The sequence below is a fragment of the Lutimonas saemankumensis genome (assembly GCF_020171465.1).
Taxonomy (GTDB): Bacteria; Bacteroidota; Bacteroidia; order Flavobacteriales; family Flavobacteriaceae; genus Lutimonas; species Lutimonas saemankumensis.
On record NZ_JAIUZR010000003.1, the window covers coordinates 353,933 to 377,708 of the forward strand.

General features: G+C 39.6%; 20 protein-coding genes. All 20 read left to right on the forward strand.

All coding sequences use genetic code 11. The annotated features are described in order from the left end of the window. The first annotated feature begins 188 nt into the window (after positions 1-188). The 20 genes from LCM02_RS03025 to LCM02_RS03120 all read left to right on the forward strand — a co-directional run bounded on the left by LCM02_RS03025 (position 189) and on the right by LCM02_RS03120 (position 23,734). Positions 189-2,903, forward strand: a complete 2,715-nt coding sequence (locus LCM02_RS03025; RefSeq protein WP_224926847.1) for a phosphoenolpyruvate carboxylase — start codon at positions 189-191, stop codon at positions 2,901-2,903. Between the two features lie 66 nt (positions 2,904-2,969). Next, complete coding sequence (locus tag LCM02_RS03030; RefSeq protein WP_224926848.1) at positions 2,970-3,680, forward strand: hypothetical protein; 711 nt, start codon at positions 2,970-2,972, stop codon at positions 3,678-3,680. Between the two features lie 213 nt (positions 3,681-3,893). Continuing rightward, complete coding sequence (locus LCM02_RS03035; protein WP_224926849.1) at positions 3,894-4,781, forward strand: dienelactone hydrolase family protein; 888 nt, start codon at positions 3,894-3,896, stop codon at positions 4,779-4,781. 290 nt (positions 4,782-5,071) lie between these two features. Continuing rightward, the gene (gene katG / locus LCM02_RS03040; protein WP_224926850.1) at positions 5,072-7,252 is read left to right on the forward strand and encodes a catalase/peroxidase HPI; all 2,181 of its coding nucleotides are present in this window, start codon (positions 5,072-5,074) and stop codon (positions 7,250-7,252) included. A gap of 17 nt (positions 7,253-7,269) precedes the next feature. Beyond that, positions 7,270-7,779 (forward strand): hypothetical protein, encoded by a 510-nt coding sequence (locus tag LCM02_RS03045; protein WP_224926851.1) that lies wholly within the window; start codon positions 7,270-7,272, stop codon positions 7,777-7,779. 55 nt (positions 7,780-7,834) lie between these two features. Further along, entirely contained in the window at positions 7,835-8,602 is a 768-nt protein-coding gene (locus tag LCM02_RS03050) for an alpha/beta fold hydrolase (RefSeq protein WP_224926852.1), read from the forward strand. 13 nt (positions 8,603-8,615) lie between these two features. Further along, the gene (locus tag LCM02_RS03055; RefSeq protein ID WP_224926853.1) at positions 8,616-9,542 is read left to right on the forward strand and encodes a carbon-nitrogen hydrolase family protein; all 927 of its coding nucleotides are present in this window, start codon (positions 8,616-8,618) and stop codon (positions 9,540-9,542) included. Positions 9,543-9,573: 31 nt separating this feature from the next. Next, positions 9,574-11,997 carry a glycoside hydrolase family 2 TIM barrel-domain containing protein gene (locus LCM02_RS03060; RefSeq protein ID WP_224926854.1) on the forward strand — a complete coding sequence of 808 codons (2,424 nt, stop codon included), beginning with the start codon at positions 9,574-9,576 and terminating at the stop codon, positions 11,995-11,997. 59 nt (positions 11,998-12,056) lie between these two features. Beyond that, positions 12,057-12,947 carry a glycoside hydrolase family 16 protein gene (locus LCM02_RS03065; protein WP_224926855.1) on the forward strand — a complete coding sequence of 297 codons (891 nt, stop codon included), beginning with the start codon at positions 12,057-12,059 and terminating at the stop codon, positions 12,945-12,947. Beyond that, positions 12,947-13,645 (forward strand): DUF6624 domain-containing protein, encoded by a 699-nt coding sequence (locus LCM02_RS03070; RefSeq protein ID WP_224926856.1) that lies wholly within the window; start codon positions 12,947-12,949, stop codon positions 13,643-13,645. The genes LCM02_RS03065 and LCM02_RS03070 overlap by 1 nt, the downstream gene beginning before the upstream one ends. Beyond that, on the forward strand, positions 13,642-14,835 hold the full coding sequence (locus tag LCM02_RS03075; protein WP_224926857.1) for an MFS transporter: 1,194 nt from the start codon (positions 13,642-13,644) through the stop codon (positions 14,833-14,835). The genes LCM02_RS03070 and LCM02_RS03075 overlap by 4 nt, the downstream gene beginning before the upstream one ends. A 225-nt stretch (positions 14,836-15,060) precedes the next feature. Beyond that, positions 15,061-16,002, forward strand: coding sequence for an aldo/keto reductase (locus tag LCM02_RS03080; protein ID WP_224926858.1), 942 nt, complete (start codon positions 15,061-15,063; stop codon positions 16,000-16,002). A gap of 60 nt (positions 16,003-16,062) precedes the next feature. Then, the gene (locus tag LCM02_RS03085) at positions 16,063-16,710 is read left to right on the forward strand and encodes a metal-dependent hydrolase (RefSeq protein WP_224926859.1); all 648 of its coding nucleotides are present in this window, start codon (positions 16,063-16,065) and stop codon (positions 16,708-16,710) included. 36 nt (positions 16,711-16,746) lie between these two features. Further along, entirely contained in the window at positions 16,747-17,256 is a 510-nt protein-coding gene (locus LCM02_RS03090) for a lactoylglutathione lyase family protein (RefSeq protein WP_224926860.1), read from the forward strand. A 10-nt stretch (positions 17,257-17,266) separates the two neighbouring features. Beyond that, entirely contained in the window at positions 17,267-18,970 is a 1,704-nt protein-coding gene (locus LCM02_RS03095; RefSeq protein WP_224926861.1) for an alkaline phosphatase family protein, read from the forward strand. Positions 18,971-19,062: 92 nt separating this feature from the next. Next, complete coding sequence (locus LCM02_RS03100; RefSeq protein ID WP_224926862.1) at positions 19,063-20,901, forward strand: glycoside hydrolase family 2 protein; 1,839 nt, start codon at positions 19,063-19,065, stop codon at positions 20,899-20,901. Between the two features lie 27 nt (positions 20,902-20,928). Beyond that, a complete protein-coding gene (locus LCM02_RS03105) occupies positions 20,929-21,777 on the forward strand; it encodes an alpha/beta hydrolase (RefSeq protein ID WP_224926863.1) in 849 nt (282 codons plus the stop codon). A 45-nt stretch (positions 21,778-21,822) separates the two neighbouring features. Beyond that, positions 21,823-22,830: a phosphotriesterase family protein gene (locus tag LCM02_RS03110; RefSeq protein ID WP_224926864.1), complete on the forward strand. Its 1,008-nt coding sequence runs from the start codon at positions 21,823-21,825 to the stop codon at positions 22,828-22,830. 20 nt (positions 22,831-22,850) lie between these two features. Continuing rightward, the gene (locus tag LCM02_RS03115; RefSeq protein WP_224926865.1) at positions 22,851-23,396 is read left to right on the forward strand and encodes a dihydrofolate reductase family protein; all 546 of its coding nucleotides are present in this window, start codon (positions 22,851-22,853) and stop codon (positions 23,394-23,396) included. A 56-nt stretch (positions 23,397-23,452) separates the two neighbouring features. Further along, positions 23,453-23,734, forward strand: coding sequence for a hypothetical protein (locus tag LCM02_RS03120; RefSeq protein ID WP_224926866.1), 282 nt, complete (start codon positions 23,453-23,455; stop codon positions 23,732-23,734). The last annotated feature ends 42 nt before the right edge of the window (positions 23,735-23,776 follow it).

The window sequence follows — 23,776 nt, forward strand, 5'->3', positions numbered from 1 at the left end:
CTTTTTCAGGTATTTTAGCCTTAACAATTGTGAATTCTTAAATTGAAAATTCTATTAATTAGTATATTTTTGCCATTTTGATGGAAAGGTGTAGCAAGTTGCTAACACAACTGTTAAATTATGGTATTTTATATTAAAAGGGAATCTGAAACTAAAGAAAATTAAAACATACATTTAAGAATAAATAAATGACTGAAGAATTATTAGAATACGAAGGACTTGAAAAAATCAAGATTGATTTTCAATATTTGGTAACATTGTTTAAAGAGATGCTGATCTCAATTGGTGAGGAGGATTTGGCAGCTGGTCTGTCTTTTGACGGCGGAGGGGTGCCAGAGAAAATTGATGTGTCCAACGAAAAACTTACCCAGGCGCTAGGTATCTGTTTTGAGCTTTTGAATCTGGCTGAGGAGAATGCGGCTACACAATACAGAAGAAAATCCGAAACAAAGTTTGGTGTTGAATCCATAAGAGGATCCTGGGGAGAAACCTTGCATAAATGGAAAAATGACGGGGTCGATCAAAATGAAATTGCAGAGAAATTAAGAGAGGTGAAGGTCGTGCCTGTATTAACGGCACATCCAACAGAAGCAAAACGTCTTACCGTATTGGATATACACCGGGAGTTATATCTTTTACTTGTAAAAAAGGAAAATCCAAATTGGTCAACATCAGAGAAATACGGACTCAAACAGGAAATCACAAGTCTCATGGAACGCTGGTGGCGAACGGGAGAGATCTATCTCCAAAAACCACGCCTTGAAGACGAAAGAAACAACCTTATGCATTATTTTGAGAACGTGTTCCCTGAGGCTGTAAGATTAACCGATAAGAGGTTGAGCGACGCCTGGGCTCGATTGGAATTTTCTCCGGAACTCTTGCAATGGCCGGAACATTTTCCGCTAATTCAATTTGGCAGCTGGGTAGGTGGTGATAGAGACGGACATCCTTATGTGACTGCAGAGTTCACTGCCTCAACGCTAAGATTGCATAGAAATGCGGCGCTTAAAATGCTTCGCAAGCAATTATTTGAACTTGCCGGACGATTGAGTTTTTCAAGTTATCTGGTTTCTATTCCAGATGAATTTCTAAATGAAATAGAGAGGAGCGCAAAATTATTTGGATCTGAAGGTCAGAAAGCACTTGATAGAAATCCTTCGGAGCCTTTGCGTCAGTTTTTGAACTTGTTGTTGCTTAGATTGGATCATACTATAGAGGGCAATTATTCCCTTGGTGAAGAAAGTTATTTCCGATCGGCTCATGTGTTATTATCTGAATTAAGGAAATTGCGAAAACTTCTCATTGGGCTGAATGCCATTCGAATCGCTAAACAGTGGCTTTTCCCCTTAGAGCGAATGGTAATGAGTTTCGGTTTTCATTTGTCAAAGCTGGATATAAGGCAAAATAGTGCCTATCATGAGAAGGCCATCAGTCAGATCCTGGCGGCTTCCGGGGCTGAAGATTCAGATTATGCCGGTTGGAGTGAAGAAAAACGATTAGATTTTATTAACAGAGAATTAAAAAGTAACAGGCCTTTTTTAGTGGTAGGAACATCTTGTGGTACAGAAGCTGATAATGTTCTGGGATATCTTATGGAGGTCAAGGCTTATGTTGATGAATTCGGTTCTGAAGGTATAGGATCTGTAATCGTTAGTATGACAAGGTCTCTGAGCGACTTATTATTGGTTTTTCTTCTTTTGAGAGAGGTTGGTCTCCAGGATGCACACCTTCCTGTTGTTCCTCTATTAGAAACAATAGATGACCTGGTAGCCGGTCCGGAGATCCTTTCTGCTTATTTGCAGCATCCGGTTATTGTCAGGCAGCGTGAGGCCCGTGAAAATTTCACACAGGAGGTGATGCTTGGATACAGTGATAGCAACAAAGACGGCGGTATCATGACAAGTCGCTGGAACATATATAAAGCAGAAGAAAATCTTTCAAAAGTAGGGGATGAGTTAGGTGTTAAATTATGTTTTTTCCATGGAAGAGGAGGAACAATAAGCAGGGGTGGAGGAAAAATACACCGATTTTTAGACAGTATGCCTGCTGGTTCCATGAGCGGACATATTAAGATGACGGTTCAGGGTGAAACCATAGCCAACCAGTTTGCCAATCGTCTTACGGCTACATATAATCTGGAGATGTTTGTTGCGGGTACAGCCCGTCAAGCCATGACCACTTCAAACGAGACCAAAGATGAAAGGTTATATGAAACTATGGACCTACTGGTAAATCTAGCCCGACATACCTATCGTAAATTACTGGATCATCCTAATTTTATCGACTTCTATACAGGTGCGACACCAATTGATGTTTTGGAACAGAGTAAGATAGGTTCGAGACCGGTACACAGAACAGGACAACGTTCTTTGGATGATCTTCGATCAATTCCCTGGGTGTTTAGCTGGAACCAGTCTCGATTTAATTTAACCGGTTGGTTTGGAATGGGAACGGCATTAGGTGAATTTAAAAGCCAGCATCCCGATGATTTTAAACGCCTGGCGATCTTATCTAAGGACTGGCCATTTCTCAAGTACAGTCTTATTCAGATTGAATCCAATTTGTTAAATTCGGATCGAAAAATTATGAACGAATTTGCTGATCTAGTTGAGGATCAGCGAACACGGGATGAACTTATGGACCTTATCCTAAAGGATTATGACTCATGCCTGACCAAGGTTGAGGAGTTAATGGGTGATTCTGTAGCGTCAAGAAGAATTTCAAAACTCGAAAACAACAAACTAAGAAACGATGCATTACAAGTTCTTCACGAGATTCAAATAGAGTATTTGAAAAAATGGCGAGAGCTGCGTGAAAAGGATCAGGAACAAAGTGATCAGTACTTAATGGAGTTGCTGTTACTTGTTAATGTTCTTTCAGGTGGATTAAAAAGTACGGGCTAACATTGCATACAGTATTGCTTATTTATACTAAAACCTAAATATATTTCTATTTTAAATATTTATTTTATGATGCGTAAAATTATAGTAATGTCTCTTTTTTTTGTTACGTTTTTATCTCAATGTGAAAAGAAAGAGAGTATTGAAGGACTATGGATCGTAAAGAATGTTTCGATGGGCGATCAGGAAGTGACACCAAATGGCCGCTGGACTCGATTTAATTCAGATCAGACACAGGAATCCGGTAATGGCTGGTACAGACATTCTTACGGGAGCTGGGAACTGAACCCGGAAAACAGCGAGCTTTCCATTGTAAATACAAATGGGTTGAAGGATTCCAATGCTCCATTTAAGGTTAGCATAAATGGGAATGAAATGATGTGGGAAAGAACGGAAGAAGGACAGCCGCTAAGGGTTAAATTAGAACGTTCTAAGGAACTGCCGAGTATATTGGCTGATGAAGGAATGGGATTATGGAAACTGGAATCTGCCCAGGGAGATGGTAGTTTTTTTGAGAAATCTGCAGGGGAAGACGCAATTGGCATACTTTTTTTGAAATGGGACAGGAGGTTTATGATTGGAACCCAAAAAGGAAGAGTAGATGGTGTATATAATGTTCACGGTCACAAACCTGAAATTGAATTGATCCCTTATGGTGAACAATACAAGAGAAGTTTCTGGAATATGGAAATCCGGGAAAATGTGTTAACTTTAAAATTATTAAATAGTGATAGCACGGTAACAAGGACCTTCAAGCGGATTTATGAATTTCCACAGTAATAAAATGAAATATATTCGTGGTTCATATTTTTAGTTGATTAATTACGGATTACTCGAGGGCTTTTAAAATGAGTTTTGCCGGCTTTTACCCTTATAATGTTCTTAGTTCCTGAAATATAAAACACTCTTTAGCGAAGTCAGGGATTGTATGGGACCTTGAAAAATTAAAAGAATAGAAGAATTCAATTGATCTAAACTTTAAAACAACCAACCATGAAAAAACTGACCAAAGAAAATCTGAATCCTGAAATATTTGACCTCTATGATAAATATGCCCATAATAAACTGGAAAGAAGACAATTTATTGAGAAACTATCCCTTTACGCTGTTGGGGGCCTAACAGTTTCGTCCTTGCTGAGTTTTGTTATGCCTGATTATGAAAATTCTGTTACGATCAGGCAGGATGATTCAAGACTTACTTCAGATTATGTCCTGTATAATTCTCCAAAGGGAGGAGGAGAAATCCGGGGTCTTTTATCGAAGCCCAAGAAAATAAAGAAAAAGTTGCCCGGTATCGTTGTTGTTCATGAAAATCGTGGTCTTAACCCTTACATCGAAGACGTTGGCAGAAGAGCTGCACTGGAAGGTTTTATTACGATTGCACCGGATGCGCTTTGGCCTTTGGGAGGATATCCTGGAAACGACGACGACGGAAGGGCCTTGCAACGTAAAAGAGACCGAAATGAGATGCTGGAGGATTTTATAGCAGCTTTCAATTACCTTTCAACTCATGAAGATTGTAACGGAAAGATTGGAGTAGTTGGTTTTTGTTTTGGTGGATGGATTTCAAACATGATGGCCACAAAATTACCGGATTTATCAGCAGCTGTTCCTTTTTATGGGGGGCAGCCAACCGCTGAGGAAACGGCTACAATCAAGGCTCCTCTTATGCTCCAGTATGCAGCCCTGGATGAACGTGTAAATGCGGGTTGGCCGGCCTATGAAGAGGCTCTAAAAGCCAACGATATTGATTACCAGGTGTACATTTATCCTGATGTCAAGCATGGATTCCATAACAATTCAACACCCAGATATGATGAGGATGCGGCAAGTCTGGCCTGGAAGCGCACCATGGATTTCTTTAAGGAAAGGCTGCGTTGAATTTACTAGCTTTAAGTTAAAAATTACTGCCTTTGAATTGATTACGAATTTTCCCTCATAGTTGTTATCGATAAAGCGATAAAAAAAAGATATGAGATGTTCGTCAAATTATTAAAATAATATTTGAATTATTCGTATTTTTAAGGAGCTAAGCCAACTTCAAATATTACAATTGCAAGAGTTTATTTTCTACCCGGAAAATTCTTCAGGACTTCCTTCAATTAGATTCAGATTTAAAAGTGGGCTACAAGTTAAAATCGATTTGTTGAAATAATCTAAAACTAAAAAAAATGAACGATTCAAAGAGTGGTAAATGTCCGGTAAATCACGGAGCAAATACCGAAAAGCACAACGATGTAATGGATTGGTGGCCCAAGGCGTTAAACCTGGATATTCTTCATCAACATGATTCGAAGACAAATCCTATGGGTGAAAACTTTAATTATGCCGAAGAATTCAAGAGTCTTGACCTTGAGGCCTTGAAAGACGATTTAAAGTCTTTGTTGACGGACAGCCAGGATTGGTGGCCTGCAGATTGGGGACATTATGGAGGGTTGATGATAAGAATGGCCTGGCATGCAGCGGGGACTTACAGAGTGGATGACGGTAGAGGAGGAAGTAATACCGGAAATCAGCGATTTGCTCCTTTGAGCAGCTGGCCGGATAATGCCAACTTGGATAAAGCGAGAAGATTGTTATGGCCCATAAAGAAAAAGTACGGAAATAAAATTTCATGGGCGGACCTGATCATACTGGCAGGTAATATGGCTTACGAATCTATGGGCTTTAAAACTTTTGGTTTTGCTGGTGGTCGGGAAGACATCTGGCATCCTGAAAAAGATATTTACTGGGGAGAAGAAAAGGAATGGCTCGCACCTACAGAAAATCGTTATACGGATAGCGAAAATCGACAATCGCTTGAAAATCCGTTGGCAGCTGTGCAAATGGGGTTGATCTATGTAAACCCAGAAGGTGTTGACGGTCAGCCTGATCCACTTAGGACGGCTCATGATGTTCGTTTGACCTTCAAGCGGATGGCAATGAATGATTTGGAAACTGTTGCTCTGACAGCAGGGGGTCATACGGTAGGTAAGGCTCATGGTAACGGAGATGCATCTGCATTGGGCCCAAGCCCTGAAGGAGCCCCAATTGAAGAACAAGGACTTGGCTGGAAAAATCCAAAAGGTAATGGCAATGCGGCGGATACTGTAACAAGTGGTCTGGAAGGTGCCTGGACAACCACACCTGATAGATGGAACCACACTTACTTTCATTTGCTGTTAAATCATGACTGGGAACTTAAGAAGAGTCCTGCAGGAGCCTGGCAGTGGGAGCCTGTCAACATGAAGGAAGAGGATAAACCGGTTGATGCTCATGACCCTAATGTGAGACGTAACCCGATCATGACGGATGCTGATATGGCCATGAAAATGGATCCTGCTTACAGAGAAATATCAGAACGTTTTTATAAGGATCCTGAATTCTTCGCAGACACTTTTGCCCGTGCATGGTTCAAGCTGACGCATAGAGATTTAGGTCCGAGAAGTAGGTACCTGGGAGCGGATGCTCCTACGGAGGATTTGATCTGGCAAGATCCTATTCCCGAATCTTCCGGCAGTCTTAGTGAAGCCGAAATCAAAGATTTAAAATCTAAACTTTTGGGCAGTGGTTTGAGTAGAGCTGAACTGATCAGTACGGCATGGGATAGTGCAAGAACCTACAGGGGTTCAGATTTCCGTGGAGGAGCCAATGGAGCAAGAATTCGATTGGAACCCCAGGTGAGCTGGGAAGGTAATGAGCCCGAAAGATTGAATAAGGTGTTGGATAAGCTATCTGAAATTCAAGGAGAATCAAATGTTAATGTAAGTATGGCCGATCTTATCGTTTTGGGTGGATGTGCTGCCATTGAAGCTGCAGCCAAGGATGGCGGTGTGAATATTGAAGTTCCTTTTACAAGTGGAAGATCAGATGCATCAGATGCTATGACTGATGTCGATTCATTTGAAGTGCTAGAGCCAATACATGATGGTTTTAGAAACTGGTTAAAGGATGATTACGTTGTCACACCCGAAGAACTTTTACTTGACAGAACTCAACTTATGGGATTAACTGCTCCTGAAATGACTGTGCTGATTGGTGGAATGCGTGTGTTGGGAACCAATTACGGCGACACAAAACATGGAGTTTTCACTGACAATGAAGGTGTTCTTAGTAATGACTTTTTTGTCAATCTCACAGATATGAGCTATTCCTGGAAACCTGTTGGTGACAATCTTTATCTGATTGTAGATCGAAAATCGGGAGACACTGTATGGACAGCCACGAGGGTAGATCTTGTTTTGGGATCAAATTCTATTCTAAGATCCTATGCTGAGGTATATGCACAAGATGACAACAATGAGAAATTTATCAAAGATTTTGTCGGTGCCTGGGCTAAAGTGATGAATGCGGATCGCTATGACCTGAATTAGAGATGATCTCTTTTGAAATGAAAATTCTAAAAACTATATTTTTATTTTTAGTAGTTGGAAGTACTTTTGCTCAAACAAATTGCTTATGCTGCGAAACCCAGCATAAGCAATTTGATTTTTGGGTGGGAGAATGGGTCGTTAAAGATTCATTAGGCAATAAGGTTGGTGAAAATACGATTTCAAAGATCCAGGAAAATTGTGTCCTTCTTGAAAACTGGAAAGGAGCCCAGGGCGGTACCGGTACGAGTATGAATTATTTTGACAGTTCGGATTCAACCTGGAACCAGTTGTGGGTAGATAATAAAGGAAATGTCTTGAAACTGAAGGGTAAATATACCTCAGGAAGAATGGTTCTGAAAAGTGATTTGATAAAGGGTAAAAAAGTCGATTTTTATTATAATCAGATAAGCTGGTATCAAAATAAAGATGGTACAGTTACCCAGCTTTGGGAAATTTACGATTCCAATGGAAAACTATTAAATACGGTATTCAAAGGAATTTATTATCGTAAATTAACAGCCAAATAGAAATTAGAATTGAATTTTCGCAATTTGATTTTATAAGTTTTGGATAAATGCTTTTATGAAGAAAATTTTCATTTTGATCCTTACTGTGAGTTTTTTGATATGCTGTGAGAAAAATAAACCGGAAAGGTTTGTTGAGATTAACGGGGCTCAATTACATATCAAAGAATTTGGAGAGGGTAAACCCACTGTATTGTTCGAAAATGGAATGGGGTCATCCATGGATACATGGAAGTCCATACCAGATTCAATATCGAAAGATACGCGTGTTTTTTCTTATGACAGGTCAGGTACGGGAAAATCTGAGTTAACTCCTTCGGAAAAAAAAATACCTTTCATGGTAGATGAACTGAGGGCCTTATTGTCAAAGGAAAATATCAATCCACCCTATATTTATGTGGCTCATTCCATGGGTAGTTATCTGGCGAGATATTTTGCAATTCATTACCCAGATGAACTTCAGGCCCTGGTATTGGTTGATCCCTCACCGGATAAGCTCTACGACGGTTACAGTCAAGAAGAATATAATGAGTTTAAAGAAATTGGTAACCAGTCATTTGCAAATTCATCTGTTGGAGAACGCAAAGAGTGGGAAAACTATCTTGATAACAGGAAGTACGTTCAAAACGCTCCTGTTTCTGATGATATCACCATGGTAATCGTCTCAGCAACGCAATGGGATTTTTATGATTTTCACAGTCAGATCATGAATAACAATAAGAACTCAAGACATTTAAAAATTGATGGAGGGCATGATATTCATCAGGAGAGGCCGGAAAGGATCATTGAAATAATCAGGGACTTACTGGATCAAAGCAGAAACTAACAGCATCGATAAAATGAAAAAAACTATCAAAATTGCCGCGGCTCAGCTTTCATCTGTCTTTCTCAACAAAAAGAAAACGGTAGATAAAGCTTGTGAGGCAATTCATAATGCCGGAGCTAATGGAATTGACCTCATCGTATTCCCAGAAGCTTTTATCTCTGGATATCCGGACTGGGTTTGGCTGATCCCGAACAGCAAAGGTGCCGCATTGAACGAACTTTATTTGAAACTGGTTGAAAATGCTGTCTCAATTCCCGACGAATCCACAAAAAAGTTATGCAATGCGGCGAGGAAAGCTAAAATAAACGTAGTTATCGGATTACATGAACGGAATTCCGAAACCAGCAATTCCAGTTTATTTAACGGTTTACTCTTTATTAGCGATAAAGGAACGATTTTAGGTAAACATCGGAAGTTAATTCCTACAGGAGGAGAACGTCTTATCTGGTCGCAGGGGGATGGAAGCAGCTTAAAATCTTATGAGACATCTGTCGGTAAAATAGCAGGTTTAATTTGTTGGGAAAACTTTATGCCACTGGCCAGAAATGCGATCTACGGATATGGCACTCAAATATTGGCAGCTCCTACCTGGGATAAAAGCCCAAACTGGCTTCAAACCATGCAACATGTAGCGAGAGAAGGAGGATTGTTTGTAATCAGTACTTGTATGGCCATCAAGATGGAAGATATTCCAGATAAATACGAATTTAAAGAACTTTACCCTGAGGGAAGAGAATGGATCAATACCGGAAATAGTGCTATTATAGCACCTAATGGAAAGATACTGGCAGGACCACTGGAAGCGGAAGAAGGAATATTAACAGCAGAAATTAATCTTCAGGATATCATCAAGGCCAAACGAATGTTTGATGTTGTAGGGCATTATTCAAGACCGGACGTTTTTAAGTTTGAGTTAAAGAAATCAAAGAATAAGGATTAAAACCTTTTGATTTGAACCAAATCACTTTATTATGAAAAACCGAATTTTAATGTTCCTGATTCTTACAACAAACGTCCAATTATTTTCACAGACCGTTGTTACAGAACTGAATTCATGGCGCTTTTACAAAGGGGAAAACCCTGTTGCCTTTGAGAGAGAATTTGATGATCAGGAATGGGAAACTGTAGAAATTCCTCATGACTGGGCCATTTTCGGCCCTTTTGACAAGGAGATAGACAGGCAGATTGTTAAGATAGAGCAGAATAACGAGGATAAGGCAACGGAAAAGACCGGTAGAACAGGTGCCTTGCCTTTCATTGGGGTGGGTTGGTACCGGACCGTATTAAACCTTCCTAAAGATTCTGATCAAAAAAAGGTGTTAATTTCCTTTGATGGAGCCATGAGTAATGCGGAGGTTTATATCAATGGTAAAAAAGTGGGAGAAAGGCCCTACGGTTATTCTTATTTTTACTTTGATATTTCCGATTTAATTGAAAAGGATAAAAGGAACATCGTAGCGGTACGTTTGGAAAATAAAGCCTTTTCATCGCGATGGTATCCTGGTGCAGGTCTGTATAGGAAAGTCAAACTTATTGTAAAGAATAAAACAAGTTTCAAACATTGGGCTCATTATGTTACAACCCCCATCGTTGATGAGGAATTGGCAAAGGTGACTATCAAGTCCAGGGTACATGGAGATTCTGTACGAATTGAAACAAGTATACGGAATACAGAAGGGAATACCGTTTCAGAAGGTAGTTTTCATCAAAAATTTGTGGATGAAATTGAACAAAACCTGGCGGTTAGAAACCCGATACTATGGAGTCCGGAAAACCCTTATTTGTACACTGCTGTTATAAAACTTTATCAGAAAGAGGTACTCAAAGACTCAGCTGAGGTCCGATTTGGAATAAGGGAAATTAATTATTCCTCTTCTAAAGGATTTGAGCTTAATGGGAAGGTCACTAAATTTAAGGGAGTATGTCTGCATCATGACCTTGGACCATTAGGAGCTGCCGTAAATAAGTCGGCTCTAAAACGTCAATTGACGATTCTTAAAGATTTGGGATGCAATGCGGTACGATCTTCTCATAACATGCCCTCTTTGGAACAGCTGGAGTTGTGCGATGAAATGGGCTTTCTTTTTCTGGCCGAAAGTTTTGACGAATGGAAAAAGCCTAAAGTTGAAAATGGTTATAATCTGTATTTTGATGATTGGGTCGAGAAGGATATTGTAAACCTGGTGCGGGCCACGCGTAATCATCCAAGTATAGTGATGTGGAGCGCGGGCAACGAAGTTCCGGATCAATGGGGAAATGAAGGGGTGAAACGTTTAAAAAGGATTCAGGATATTTTTCACAGAGAAGATCCCACAAGACCCGTTACAGTCGGAATGGATCAGGTAAAATCTGTTATGCAAAATGGATTTGGAGCTATTCTGGATATTCCCGGATTGAATTATCGTGTTCATCTTTACGAAGAAGCCTATGACCAATTCCCCCAAGGCCTTCTGCTTGGCTCTGAAACGGCTTCAACAGTAAGTTCCAGGGGAGTCTATAAGTTCCCGGTTGAAGTTGGAATTCAAAAACAGTACGATGACCTGCAATGTTCTTCTTATGATCTCGAATATTGCAGCTGGTCAAATCTGCCTGAAGATGATTTTGTCATGCAGGACGATAAACCTTGGGTTATTGGTGAGTTTGTTTGGACAGGTTTTGATTATTTGGGAGAGCCGACACCCTATGATGAATTCTGGCCCTCAAGAAGTTCCTATTTTGGAATATGTGATTTGGCCGGTATACCTAAAGACAGGTATTATTTGTACAGAAGTCGCTGGAATAAAAAAGAAAATACACTTCATGTTCTACCGCATTGGAACTGGGAAGGCCGTGAGGGCGAGATTACCCCGGTATTTGTTTATACCAATTTTAGCAGTGCTGAATTATTCATTAACGGAAAAAGTCAGGGGGTCAGGAAAAAAAGTAAGGAATCGGGTTTGGAAAGGTATCGCCTGATGTGGATGGAAACAAAATATGAACCCGGTACCTTGAGGGTTGTTGCATATGATGATGACGGAAAAATTGCTGCCGAAAAGTCTATGGTAACAGCAGGTAAACCTTATACAATTAAACTTGAACCGGATAGAAAAACGATAAAGGCTAATGGAGACGATTTATGCTATGTAACGGCCAGTATTGTGGATAGAGACGGGAATCTATGTCCAACAGCCTCAAACCGGCTAAAGTTTAACGTTGAGGGAAAAGGTAAGTTCCGGGCCGTATGCAACGGTGATCCTACTTCCTTAGAGGTTTTTCATGAACCGACGATGAAAGTTTTTAATGGTAAATTAGTGGTTCTGGTGAAATCACTTGAGACATCTGGAAAAATTAGCTTAACCGTTTCAGGTGAGGGACTCAAAAAATCGAAACTTAACATTTATACTTCGCTGCCCTGATAAAAATCACTACTTTGGTTGCAGGAATCTGTTCCTGAACATAATTTAATAAATACAATATGAAATCAATTTTTAGTTATACTCTTTTGGGCCTGATGTCCCTCCTTTTGTTGAATTCCTGTGTCAATAAAGAAAAGAATAATTCTTCTGAACTGCAGGAAGATGAATTTCATAGCCGGGATGGCGGGGAAAAGACAGAAAATGAATCTGATTCAGACTGGAAGTTGGTTTGGTCGGATGAATTTGATGGAATTCGTATTGATACGAATAACTGGAATTACCAGGTTGTCGAAGCGGGGCGATTCAATGACGAATGGCAACGTTATACCGATAGTGACGAAAATGCTTTTATCGAAGACGGAAATCTGATCATAAAGGCAATTCACGAGAGTGGGGTCCACGGCATGGATCAATATACGTCTGCAAGGTTACATACAGCAAATAAACAGGCCTGGAAATATGGAAAGATCGTGGCAAGAATAAAACTTCCGAAAGGAAAGGGCATGTGGCCTGCTTTTTGGATGTTGGGTGCAAATATCAATGAAAATGGAGGCGATACTCCATGGCCACAATCGGGAGAAATAGATATCTTAGAGTTTTATGGTTCAAAAGATAATACCGTTGTCGAGGCCAATATTCATTATGCTGATCAAACCGATTCCCATAAAATGATGGGTGCCGTTCCATATACATTAAAAAAGGGGGAATTTCCTGATGATTTTCATGTGTTTGAATTGGAATGGGACGATAGTAAAATCTCATGGTCCGTTGATGGGGAGCAGTATGCGAATGTGGATATTACTTCAGAAGAACTTACAGAGTTTCATAAAGAATTTTTTATTCTTCTCAATGTTGCCGTTGGAGGAAGGCATGCCGGCAGACCCGATGAATCAACTCGATTTCCACAGCATATGTATGTTGATTGGGTAAGAGTTTATCAGAAAAATTAATGTTAAAGACTAAGAATATAATTTGGATTCTTGCGGGAATACTTTTATGGTCAGGCTGCTCTAAGAAGTTAAACCACGAAGAGGCTTCTTCTAAGGTTAAAACTGAAATTGATTATATTACTTTACTTGACTCGGTCTGGAGAACTGAACAAGGCCCGATTTCTAAAAGAGATTCTCTGATGCGTATCTATGGGGCAGAATCAGAAAAAGTCCTTGAACAACAAGAGATTTACGAAGCGAATCATCGTGTCAACGAAAAGATTATTTGTGATTTGCTGGATGAAAATGGCTGGCCCAACCCTGAGCTGACAGGGGCCAGAGGCAACTGGACCATTTGCAATGTGATTCAGCATGCAGATAATGAAGTACGGCTTAAATACCTGCCGATGATGAGAAAAGCTGTAAATGAGCAAAAGCTCGAACCCCGATTTTTAGCACGAGCAGAGGACCGAATTGCAACCGAAAGAGGAGATCTCCAGTTGTATGGAGGACAGATGAAGTATTATCCGGAAACAAAAAGTTTTAATCTCTGGCCGGTTTATGATCCTGAAAATATTGATAAAAGAAGGGCTGCGATAGGGCTGGAGCCCATCGACGTGTTTCTAAAGAACAGGTTTGATTTTGAATGGGATCTGGAAGAACAAATACAAAGATCAAAAGAGTTTGAAAGAGTAAGACAAAGCAAAATAAAAAATTGAGACGATCGCTGCATATACTTCCAATTATCATAGTAAGTCAATTTTGCTGTACTTCACTTTGGTTCGCAGGAAATGCCGTTTTAAACGATCTAGTAATTCACCTTGGACTTGATCCTGCATCCCTGGGACATTTGACATCTGCTGTTCAATTAGGATTTATTATTGGAACCCTTGTTTTTGCTGTTCTAACAATAGCAGATCGGTTTTCACCTTCAAAGGTGTTTTTTATAAGTGCCGTCTTGGGTGGTATTTTTAATGTTGGTTTAATTTGGGGTATAAATTCCCTTTCCGGTATTTTAGTCCTGCGTTTTCTTACAGGCTTCTTTTTGGCAGGAATATATCCAATTGGGATGAAAATAGCAGCTGATTATTACGAAAAAGGCCTTGGTAAGTCTCTTGGATTCCTTGTTGGAGCGCTTGTCCTTGGAACTGCTCTTCCTCATCTCTTAAAAGATTTAAGTGCGGGCTATAGCTGGAAATCAGTAATGATAGCAACTACAAGTATTTCTTTTTTCGGAGGATTGCTCATGGTTTTATTTGTCCCTGATGGACCTTTCAGAAAAAGAAGTCAACAACTTGATTTTTCCGCATTTTTTGAAGTTTTTAAGAATGGTCAGTTTCGATCTGCTGCATTTGGATATTTTGGGCATATGTGGGAGTTGTACGCTTTTTATGTATTTGTACCTCTGATGTTAAAAGGGTTCAGTACGGTACATCCTGACGCTTTGTTTAATGTACCGTTAATTTCTTTTTTTGTCATTTCTTCAGGAGGTATTTCTTGCGTTATTGGCGGTTATCTTTCTCAAATTTATGGGGCTAAAAAAGTTGGATTTCTGGCTTTACTCTTGTCCTGTGCATGTTGTTTGATTTCACCAGCCATCTTTGCCTTTGGATCGGAGCATATATTTATTGGATTTCTTATTTTCTGGGGTATGGTGGTCATCATGGATTCTCCGATGTTTTCCACTTTGGTAGCTCAAAATGCTTCTGCCGAAAAAAAAGGAACCGCTTTGACCATTGTAAACTGCATCGGTTTTGCCATCACCATATTGAGCATTCAATTGATGAACGCACTGAGTCAGATGACAGATTCCAATTATATTTACGTAATTTTAGCAATCGGACCATTTTTAGGGCTTATTTCGTTAAGGACAAATTACAAATCGACGGATGAAGGCAAAGTTGCCTGAAATGCCTTTTTTAACCTTCATCTCAGAAATCGTGATGACAGAATTTTTATAAAATTCAATGGACAAAACTAAAACCCCCGGCATTTTCTGCTTTTACTAATACTGACTTAATTATTGAGATTTATGTCCTGTTTTGGTATCTTTACTAAAGTACTTCAGGTACTTTCTATCACCTGAATACAGATGGAAAAACTGATATTATAATTAATCAAAAAATTTACAGTCTTGAAATACAATACATATATAAAAGGCGATACCACAATTTCTGAAATAGGTCTGGGGGCATGGCAATTGGGGACCAGTTCGGACTGGAAAAGTATGACTGAAAAGGAGGCCATCAGCATGGTGCATCAGGCGCTGGATTATGGAATCAATTTTTTTGATACGGCCCCAAATTACGGATTTGGAACAAGTGAGATCAGATTGGGAAAGGCTTTTAAAGGAGGGGATAGGGATAAGATCGTGATCAATACAAAATTTGGCCATACAGTAGATGGAACGACAAATTTCAGATCAGATTCAATTCAGGAGTCTTTAGAAGGCAGCTTAAAAAGATTAAATACAGATTATGTTGATTCCCTGATTATTCATAATCCGCCTTTTGAAGTCCTTGACGGGAATAAGAATGATCATTATGAGATACTTGAGAAGTTGAAGGGTGAGGGAAAAATTAGAGCATATGGCGCATCCCTGGACAACAGTAAAGAAATGGATCTTTTTATGAGAACCACCAACTGTGGAGTGATAGAAGCTTTCTTTAATATCCTGCATCAGGATACGGCAAATGCATTTGAAATGGCAGAAAAAAAGGAAGTTGCGATTATTGCCAAGATACCTCTGGATTCGGGATGGCTTTCAGGGAAATACAATGAAAAAAGTCGTTTTGAAGATATTCGAATGAGATGGTCAAGAGAGGAGGTTCGTACCAGGTCCAAACTGATTCAAGGAGTCAAACAGATAATTGGAAATGATCGTGATATGGCTAAGGTGGCTATTGCTTTTTGTTTGTCTCATTCAGCGATTTCAACGGTGATACCGGGTAATTCAACCCTGGAACAGTTAAAAAGTAATGTAGAGAGTACGAAAGAACCACTTTCCAGGGAGCTCGTACTTAAGTTGCAGAATTACTACAGGAAGGAAATTGAGCATTTGAATCTTCCTTGGTAAAAAGGCTTTTGCATTTTATTTTTTTGTATTTTCAATCACTCAACCCCCAAAGATCTAAATATGTTTATAGGCCATTATGGAGTTGGTCTTTTGGCCAAACGGAAAGAAAATTTGCCATCCCTGGCCCTGATGTTCATAGCCGTTCAGCTGCTGGATCTAATCTGGCCAATACTTGTGTTATTTGGAGTTGAAACCTTATCTGTTGATCCTGGAAATACCAAGCTAACCCATCTTGATTTTCAATATTATCCCTATTCCCATAGTCTTTTAATGGCCATGGTCTGGAGTGTTTTGTTCAGTTTTGGGTATTATTTTTTTACGAAGAAAAAAAAGGGGGCATTCATACTGGGGGCACTGGTCATGAGTCATTGGATTTTGGATTTTATCTCTCATCGACCTGATCTTCCACTGAGTCCCTTTTCAGATGTCAAAGTTGGGTTGGGACTTTGGAACCATCCTGTCATTGAGGTCATTCTTGAGTTAGGCTTATTTTTTACTGGGGCAATACTATATTTTAAATCCTCAGTTTATAAAAGAAAGAAGTCTTACGTGTTCCTGATCCTGTTCTTATTTGTCATCCATTTAATGAATATATTTGGCCCACCACCACCAAGTGAAATGGCTGTTGCCTGGTCAGCTAACCTTATGTGGCTTATTGTAATCTGGGCCTGGTGGATCGAAAAAAAAACAGGTAAAAAACTGAATTAATATGAACTAAACTAACCTAATTAAAACTAAACCTAAATGAATGAAAATAAATACCCCAGATCATTTTCACATATTGGTATCACGGTTCCTGATATTGATAAAGCTGTAAAATTCTATGAGGAAGTCATGGGCTGGTATGTCATCATGCCTCCCTCAAAAGTAAAGAAGGAGAATGATACAGCTATCGGACAAATGTGTATTGATGTATTTGGAGAGGACTGGGAGGAATTTGATATTTCGCATATGGCGACTTCTGATGGAATTGGAATCGAGTTATTCTCCTTCCCGCACGGAAAAAAGGAAGCTCCAGAATTTAATCCATTTAACACAGGGTTGTTTCATTTTTGTGTCCAGGATCCCGATATAGAGGGCCTGACCAAAAAGATCGTTCAGCACGGGGGAAAACAAAGAATGCCCATTCGTGAGTATTACCCTAATGAAAAGCCCTACAAAATGGTATATGTGGAGGATCCCTTTGGAATTGTTTTCGAAATTTACACCCATAGTTATGAGCTGACGTACTCATCCGGAGCTTACCAGGAATAAATATTATAATATGCCTTACCTATTCAAAAATTTAATCAATTTCTGGATCGTGATCATTTTGGTTACATATCAGATTGGGTATGGCCAACGTGCAACAAAACCTAAACTGATTTTGCAAATCACTGTGGATCAGCTCAGGGCAGATTTACCTCGGAAAGTGATGGACCGGCTTCCGGAAGGAGGTTTTAATTATCTGTATAGTCAAGGTATTGTTTATGAAAATGCGCATCACGGCCATGCTAATACAGAAACTGTGGTTGGCCACGCCACGCTTGCCACAGGAGCAGATCCTGCTAAGCATGGTATGGTCGGTAATATCTGGTTTGATAAAAAATTGAACCGTGTTGTTTATAACGTTGAAGACAATCAGTATCCTTTACTTGATGCAAATGCAGGTGTGAATAAGAATACTGAAATTGACCCAACCCAGGCCGCTGCCGGCACTGATGGAAGATCCCCTTTGGCCATAACTGCTTCGACATTTTCAGACGAACTCGCTTTGAGTTCAAATGGAAAATCCAAAATTTTTGGAGTTTCCGTAAAAGATCGGGGTGCAATAACAATGGCGGGGCATGCAGGCAAAGCCTTTTGGTTCAGCAAAGCCACCGGACGTTTTGTGACAAGTTCTTATTATTATGATCAATACCCGCAGTGGGTCAATGATTGGAATGACAAAGAAGAGTATAAAAAGTATGACAATCAGAGCTGGGAATTATCCAACAATGTATCTTCCTATATTCACGGAAAAGAGGATGACAGGCCTTATGAAACAGAATTTCCAGGATATGGGATCGTTTTTCCTCATCCATACGGAAGTGCCGATGGCAAGTATTTTACCACTTTTCTTACGCTAAGCCCGGCTGGTGATGAGTTGACTCTGGATTTTGCAAAAGAACTTATAGTAGCGGAGAAACTGGGAGAAGATTTAATTACGGATTATTTATCGGTGAGCTTTTCTTCAACAGATTATGTGGGCCATGTTTTCGGACCTTCAAGCCTCGAGGCTGAGGACAACTTAATAAGATTGGACCGAACGTTGGCAGATCTCATAAAATTTGTAGATGACAGGATCGGTTTAAACAATGTACTAATTATTCTTTCGGCTGACCACGGAGGCCCTGATGCTCCGGAGCGATCAAAGGAATACGGCATTGATGCCGGTTACTTTGATATGGATAGCGTGGATACCCTGTCGATAAACAATATGTTGCGCAAAAAGTTTGATACCCGTGATAAATTGATTTCTGGTTACTTTCATCCTTATGTCTATCTGTACAACGACGCCATGGAGAAAAACAGTTTAGATGTTGACGAGGTTTCTCGTACCCTGGCTCATGAGCTACAGAAAATGGATGGAATTGCATTTGCCGTAACCACGGCGGATATTATTGAGGGAAAGGTAGCCAACAATGATCTAAATAGTTCGGTATTAAGAAATTATAATCCGAAGCGCTCAGGTGAGATTTATATTGTTATGGAACCGAATTGGTTTGTGAATGATTTTGATGGATTGGAGGTGGCCTGTACTCATGGTTCTCCTTGGACCTATGATACATCCGTTCCGATCATTTTTGCCGGTAACGGGATCCGGCCTAAAAATGTCTACAGGAAGGTTGAAACCATAGATGTTTCTCTGACATTGTCCAACTACATTCACATAAAAATTCCGAACGCGGCTTCGGGAAAAACTTTGGTTGAAGTCCTGGAAAAATAATAGACCCGGAAGTGTCTGGCTGATAGAGAGCCCGGCTTAATCTTAATTGGGTTGGTTATTCAAAGGCGGCTAATAGAGTAAAATATAATACTATGATGCATTTTGAAAAAATTATTCTGTTTTTCTTTTGTTTATGTCAGGTTACTTTAATGTATCCAAATGAGCTGCTCCAGAACAGTTATTTGAGAAAAGGTATCTCACTCAATGGAAGGTGGCACTATATTGTAGATGTTTATGAAAACGGATATTACAATTATCGCTGGGAACCTCATGACGGATCAGAGAACCCGGGTTCAGGTGCATTTTTTTTAAATTCCAAGCCCAAGGATAAGATGGACCTTGTTGAATATGACTTTGATGCGGCGCCAACCATCAACGTACCCGGTGACTGGAATTCTCAAAAGGAAAAACTGTTTTATTATGAAGGTACTGTGTGGTATAAAAAGTCTTTTAATATACCAAATTATGACCCATCGAAACGTTATTATCTCCATTTTGGAGCGGTGAATTACCGGGCGGACGTATACGTAAACGGAAAAAAACTAGGTACACACAAGGGAGGTTTTACTCCGTTTAATTTTGAAATGACCGGGCTTTTAACGGCGGAAGACAATTTTGTTGTGGTCAAGGTTGATAACAAAAGAAGTAAAGAGGAAGTGCCTACTTTAAATACAGACTGGTGGAATTATGGCGGTATTACCAGGGATGTTACCATTTACGAGTTAAGCCCCACATTTATTGAAAATTATCGGCTACAGCTAAATAAAAACAATCCTGAGATCATTAGTGGCTTCATTCAATTGAACGGGGCCCAAAAAGCAAATACCGATGTAAGTATATCAATTCCAGAGCTGAATTTAGAGGAGAAGTATACCACGGATAAGAATGGATACACTAAGATTAGTATTGCTTCTAAAAACCTTAGATACTGGAGTACAAAAAACCCAAAACTTTATAAAGTAAAATTGTCCGGTGGTTCGGATCAGGTTGAAGATCGAATTGGTTTTAGAAGAATCGAAACAAATGGATCGTCCATTCTGTTAAACGGCCAGAAGGTGTTTTTAAAGGGAATAAGTCTGCATGAAGAGAATGTAATGCGCGGGGGAAGGGCGTATTCAATGGAAGATGCCAAAATCCTACTGGGCTGGGCCAGGGAACTGGGATGTAATTTTGTAAGGCTTGCCCACTATCCGCATAATGAGAACATGTCCCGGTTGGCTGATGAAATGGGAATCCTATTATGGGAAGAGATTCCGGTTTACTGGACCATAGAATGGGGCAATCAAAATACTTATGCGAATGCCGAAAATCAGCTCAAAGAGCTTATCGAAAGAGATAAAAACAGGGCTTCAGTTATCATCTGGTCGGTTTCAAATGAAACGCCTCTTTCAGAAGAACGCACCACCTTTCTCACGCGCCTTGTGCATAAAGCGAGAGCCATGGATGACTCCAGATTGATCAGTGCAGCCTTGGAGGACCATGGAAAAGAAGATGATCCAAACATCATGGTGGTAGCGGATCCTTTTGCCGAAGAACTCGATATACTCAGCTTCAATCAATATTATGGCTGGTACGGAGGAGATATAAATAATATTAAAAACATTCGATGGGAAATTGATATCGATAAGCCCATTATAATTTCAGAATTCGGTGCGGGAGCCCTGCAGGGCTATCATGCAGATAATCTGACCCGCTGGAGCGAAGAATTTCAGGAACTTTTGTACCAGGAGACCTTGCCTACATTGGCAAGAATTCCTCAATTGAGCGGTATCACACCTTGGATCCTTGTTGATTTCAGGTCTCCAAGACGTATGTTGATCCCTATTCAAAACGGATGGAACAGGAAGGGGCTTATTTCAGAAACGGGTAATAAAAAGAAAGCTTTCTTTACTCTGAAAAATTTTTATTCCGAAATGGATCTAATAGAATGATTGACCCGCAATAAATTTGAATTAAGTATGGTAGAACAGAGAAAGATTAAAATTGGAGAATTGACTTTTAATATCAGGATTTCAGGTAATGAGAACCAGGATTTAGTGCTTTTTTTACATGGTTTTCCTGAGTCCTCGGTGATGTGGACAGCTTTGATGAAAAGCGTTTCCGAGTCTGGATTTTATTGTGTGGCCCCCGATATGAGAGGGTATAGTGATGGAGCCTGCCCAAAAGGAATCAAGAATTATGATTTAAAAAATCTGATAAAGGATATTCTGGATATCGTAGAATTTCTGGGAAAAGATAAGTTTCATCTTGTTGGACACGATTGGGGTGCGGCTATAGGATGGAATGTGGTCTATCAGAACAGGGACAGAATTTTAAGTTGGACCGCTTTGTCTGTTCCTCATAGCAGGGCTTTTGGTAAAGCTATCAAAATGGATAAGGTTCAGCAAAAAAAGAGTGCATATATCAAATGGTTTCTTTTGCCCTGGCTGCCTGAAATTTATATTCGAAGGAATGATTTTAAAATGTTCAGGAGGCTTTGGAAACACAGTGATTCAGAGGAAGTTGATGATTACTTGAGGATTTTTAAGCAAAATAAATGTTTGACCGCGGCCTTAAATTATTACAGGGCTAACCTGGGTAGAGGTAAACGGGTTCCTATTGGCGAGGTATATTCCCCAACCCTTTTTATATGGGGGAATAAAGATCTTGCCGTGGGTTCTTTTGCGGCCTATGAAAATGAAAAATATGTAAAAGGAGATTACCTTTTTGTTGAAGTGGACGGAGGCCACTGGTTGGTTCAGACGAATTTCGAAGAGGTGAAAGATGCCGTTACAGGCCATCTCAAAAATTATAAGGACATACATTAAGAGTGGTCTTGCGATCATAGGTGTTAAAATTAACAAGGTTGATTTATGAAAATATCAGGCAGACATCTTTTTATTCCGTTTTTTTCAATATTCATGTGTTTAAGCACTTTGAATCTGTTTGCCCAGACGGATGCCGAAATGATTCAGACTGTGACTGGCTCAGTGCGTCTTTCAGATCTCGGTTTTTCGCTTTCTCATGAACATATTATGTCCAATTTCGGGAAACCAATTGATGAAACTTCTGAGTACGATGAAGATCAATTGTTCAAGCAAGTTGTGCCCTATTTAGAGTATTTAAAATCTTTGGGAGTTGAAACTATTTTTGATTGTACAACGGAATATTTTGGACGTCGAGTAGATTTGCTTTCCAGAATCTCAGAAACTTCCAACATTCAAATCATTACCAATACTGGTTTTTATGGTGCTGCAGGTGATAAATATATTCCTTCCTTTGCATATTCCACATCTGTCACAGAAGTAGCAAGTATATGGATTGATGAATTTGAACATGGGATCGAGGGAACTGCTATAAAACCGGGTTTTATAAAGCTTGGCTTTGATGGAGGTAGTCCGAGTAAAATTGACAAGAAATTATTTGAGGCCGGTATTTATACACATCTTAGTACCGGACTCGTATTGGCAGTTCATACAGGAGATAATATTGAAGCTGTTAATTACCAAATCAACCTTCTTAATCATCATGGAGTAGATTTGTCTTCGTGGATCTGGATCCATGCCAATAAATATGAAGATGATAGAATTTTGCTGGAAATTGCTTCTCGCGGAGCCTGGATTTCACTTGACGGACTCAGCTCTATTAATGTTGATAAGTATTTAGAGCGAATAAAGAAATTCAAAGAAAGAGGACTGTTGGACCATTTACTAGTATCACATGACGGAAATGGATTTCCGGCAGGAGGAGATATCAGACCATTTGAGGATATTATGAAATCACTTGTTCCTGCCATGTATGAAGAAGGGTTTTCAAAGCAAGAGGTAGATCTGATTCTCATTGAAAATCCAAAGAACGCATTTCGTCTAAAGTTAAATTGAATTCAAAAGACTATTTATTCATGGAGAAAAGAAACAAGGTATTTATAGCAAGCAGTATTGATGGATACATTGCTGATAAGAACGGAGGGATTGACTGGCTGCAGTCTGTACCTAATCCGGATCACGATGATATGGGCTATAATTCATTTATAAACGAGGTGGACGCCCTTGTTATGGGAAGAAATACATTTGAAACGGTATGTGGTTTTGATATTGACTGGCCTTACTCCAAGCCTGTTTATGTTTTGAGCAGATCCTTGAGCTCCATCCCGGATAAATTTCAGGATAAAGCAGAATTGCTTCATGGTGAATTAAGGGAAGTTTTAAGTTATATTCATGCAAAGGGGCAAAATCGCCTATACATTGACGGAGGTGGTACCATACAAAGTTTTTTAAGGGAAGGTCTCATTGATGATCTTATTTTAACCACAATTCCGATAATCTTAGGGGATGGTATTCCTTTATTTTCTAAAATAGAAACTCAGCTGGAATTTGAATTGGTTGAAACAAAACTGTTCTTGAATCAGATAGTTCAGCGGCATTATCGAAGAAAAATTCACTTTTAGAGAAAAAATAGTAACTTTATCATTGAAATTCAGAATTTTAACTTTAAACCATCAAGATGAGCAAGAAACAAAAGGTCATTGTAATTTCAATGATGTCTCTTTTATTGATTCCATTTATTGCCATGCAGTTTACAGAAGAGGTGAACTGGAGCCTGTTTGATTTTATTATTGCTGGTTTGTTATTGGTGGGTACAGGGCTGCTCATAGAATTTGTATCCAGAAAGGTAAGTGGAGCAATCACACGAAAATTGGTTATCGCGGGAATCGTCGTGCTCTTTGTGCTGGTCTGGGTGGAAATGGCTGTAGGCATTTTCGGTAGTCCAATTGCAGGGAATTGACCTTCATTTATTTCACGGGGAAATTTTCATTATTTTTGAGCC

Excerpts from the sequence above, each read along its gene's own strand:
- LCM02_RS03090 (WP_224926860.1), top strand. The coding sequence starts at position 16,747 with ATGAATGAAAATAAATACCCCAGATCATTTTCACATATTGGTATCACG.
- LCM02_RS03025 (WP_224926847.1), top strand. The coding sequence starts at position 189 with ATGACTGAAGAATTATTAGAATACGAAGGACTTGAAAAAATCAAGATT.
- LCM02_RS03110 (WP_224926864.1), top strand. The coding sequence starts at position 21,823 with ATGAAAATATCAGGCAGACATCTTTTTATTCCGTTTTTTTCAATATTC.
- LCM02_RS03105 (WP_224926863.1), top strand. The coding sequence starts at position 20,929 with ATGGTAGAACAGAGAAAGATTAAAATTGGAGAATTGACTTTTAATATC.
- LCM02_RS03085 (WP_224926859.1), top strand. The coding sequence starts at position 16,063 with ATGTTTATAGGCCATTATGGAGTTGGTCTTTTGGCCAAACGGAAAGAA.
- LCM02_RS03115 (WP_224926865.1), top strand. The coding sequence starts at position 22,851 with ATGGAGAAAAGAAACAAGGTATTTATAGCAAGCAGTATTGATGGATAC.
- LCM02_RS03030 (WP_224926848.1), top strand. The coding sequence starts at position 2,970 with ATGATGCGTAAAATTATAGTAATGTCTCTTTTTTTTGTTACGTTTTTA.
- LCM02_RS03035 (WP_224926849.1), top strand. The coding sequence starts at position 3,894 with ATGAAAAAACTGACCAAAGAAAATCTGAATCCTGAAATATTTGACCTC.
- LCM02_RS03120 (WP_224926866.1), top strand. The coding sequence starts at position 23,453 with ATGAGCAAGAAACAAAAGGTCATTGTAATTTCAATGATGTCTCTTTTA.
- LCM02_RS03060 (WP_224926854.1), top strand. The coding sequence starts at position 9,574 with ATGAAAAACCGAATTTTAATGTTCCTGATTCTTACAACAAACGTCCAA.
- LCM02_RS03095 (WP_224926861.1), top strand. The coding sequence starts at position 17,267 with ATGCCTTACCTATTCAAAAATTTAATCAATTTCTGGATCGTGATCATT.
- LCM02_RS03055 (WP_224926853.1), top strand. The coding sequence starts at position 8,616 with ATGAAAAAAACTATCAAAATTGCCGCGGCTCAGCTTTCATCTGTCTTT.
- LCM02_RS03065 (WP_224926855.1), top strand. The coding sequence starts at position 12,057 with ATGAAATCAATTTTTAGTTATACTCTTTTGGGCCTGATGTCCCTCCTT.
- katG (WP_224926850.1), top strand. The coding sequence starts at position 5,072 with ATGAACGATTCAAAGAGTGGTAAATGTCCGGTAAATCACGGAGCAAAT.
- LCM02_RS03050 (WP_224926852.1), top strand. The coding sequence starts at position 7,835 with ATGAAGAAAATTTTCATTTTGATCCTTACTGTGAGTTTTTTGATATGC.
- LCM02_RS03100 (WP_224926862.1), top strand. The coding sequence starts at position 19,063 with ATGATGCATTTTGAAAAAATTATTCTGTTTTTCTTTTGTTTATGTCAG.
- LCM02_RS03045 (WP_224926851.1), top strand. The coding sequence starts at position 7,270 with ATGAAAATTCTAAAAACTATATTTTTATTTTTAGTAGTTGGAAGTACT.
- LCM02_RS03070 (WP_224926856.1), top strand. The coding sequence starts at position 12,947 with ATGTTAAAGACTAAGAATATAATTTGGATTCTTGCGGGAATACTTTTA.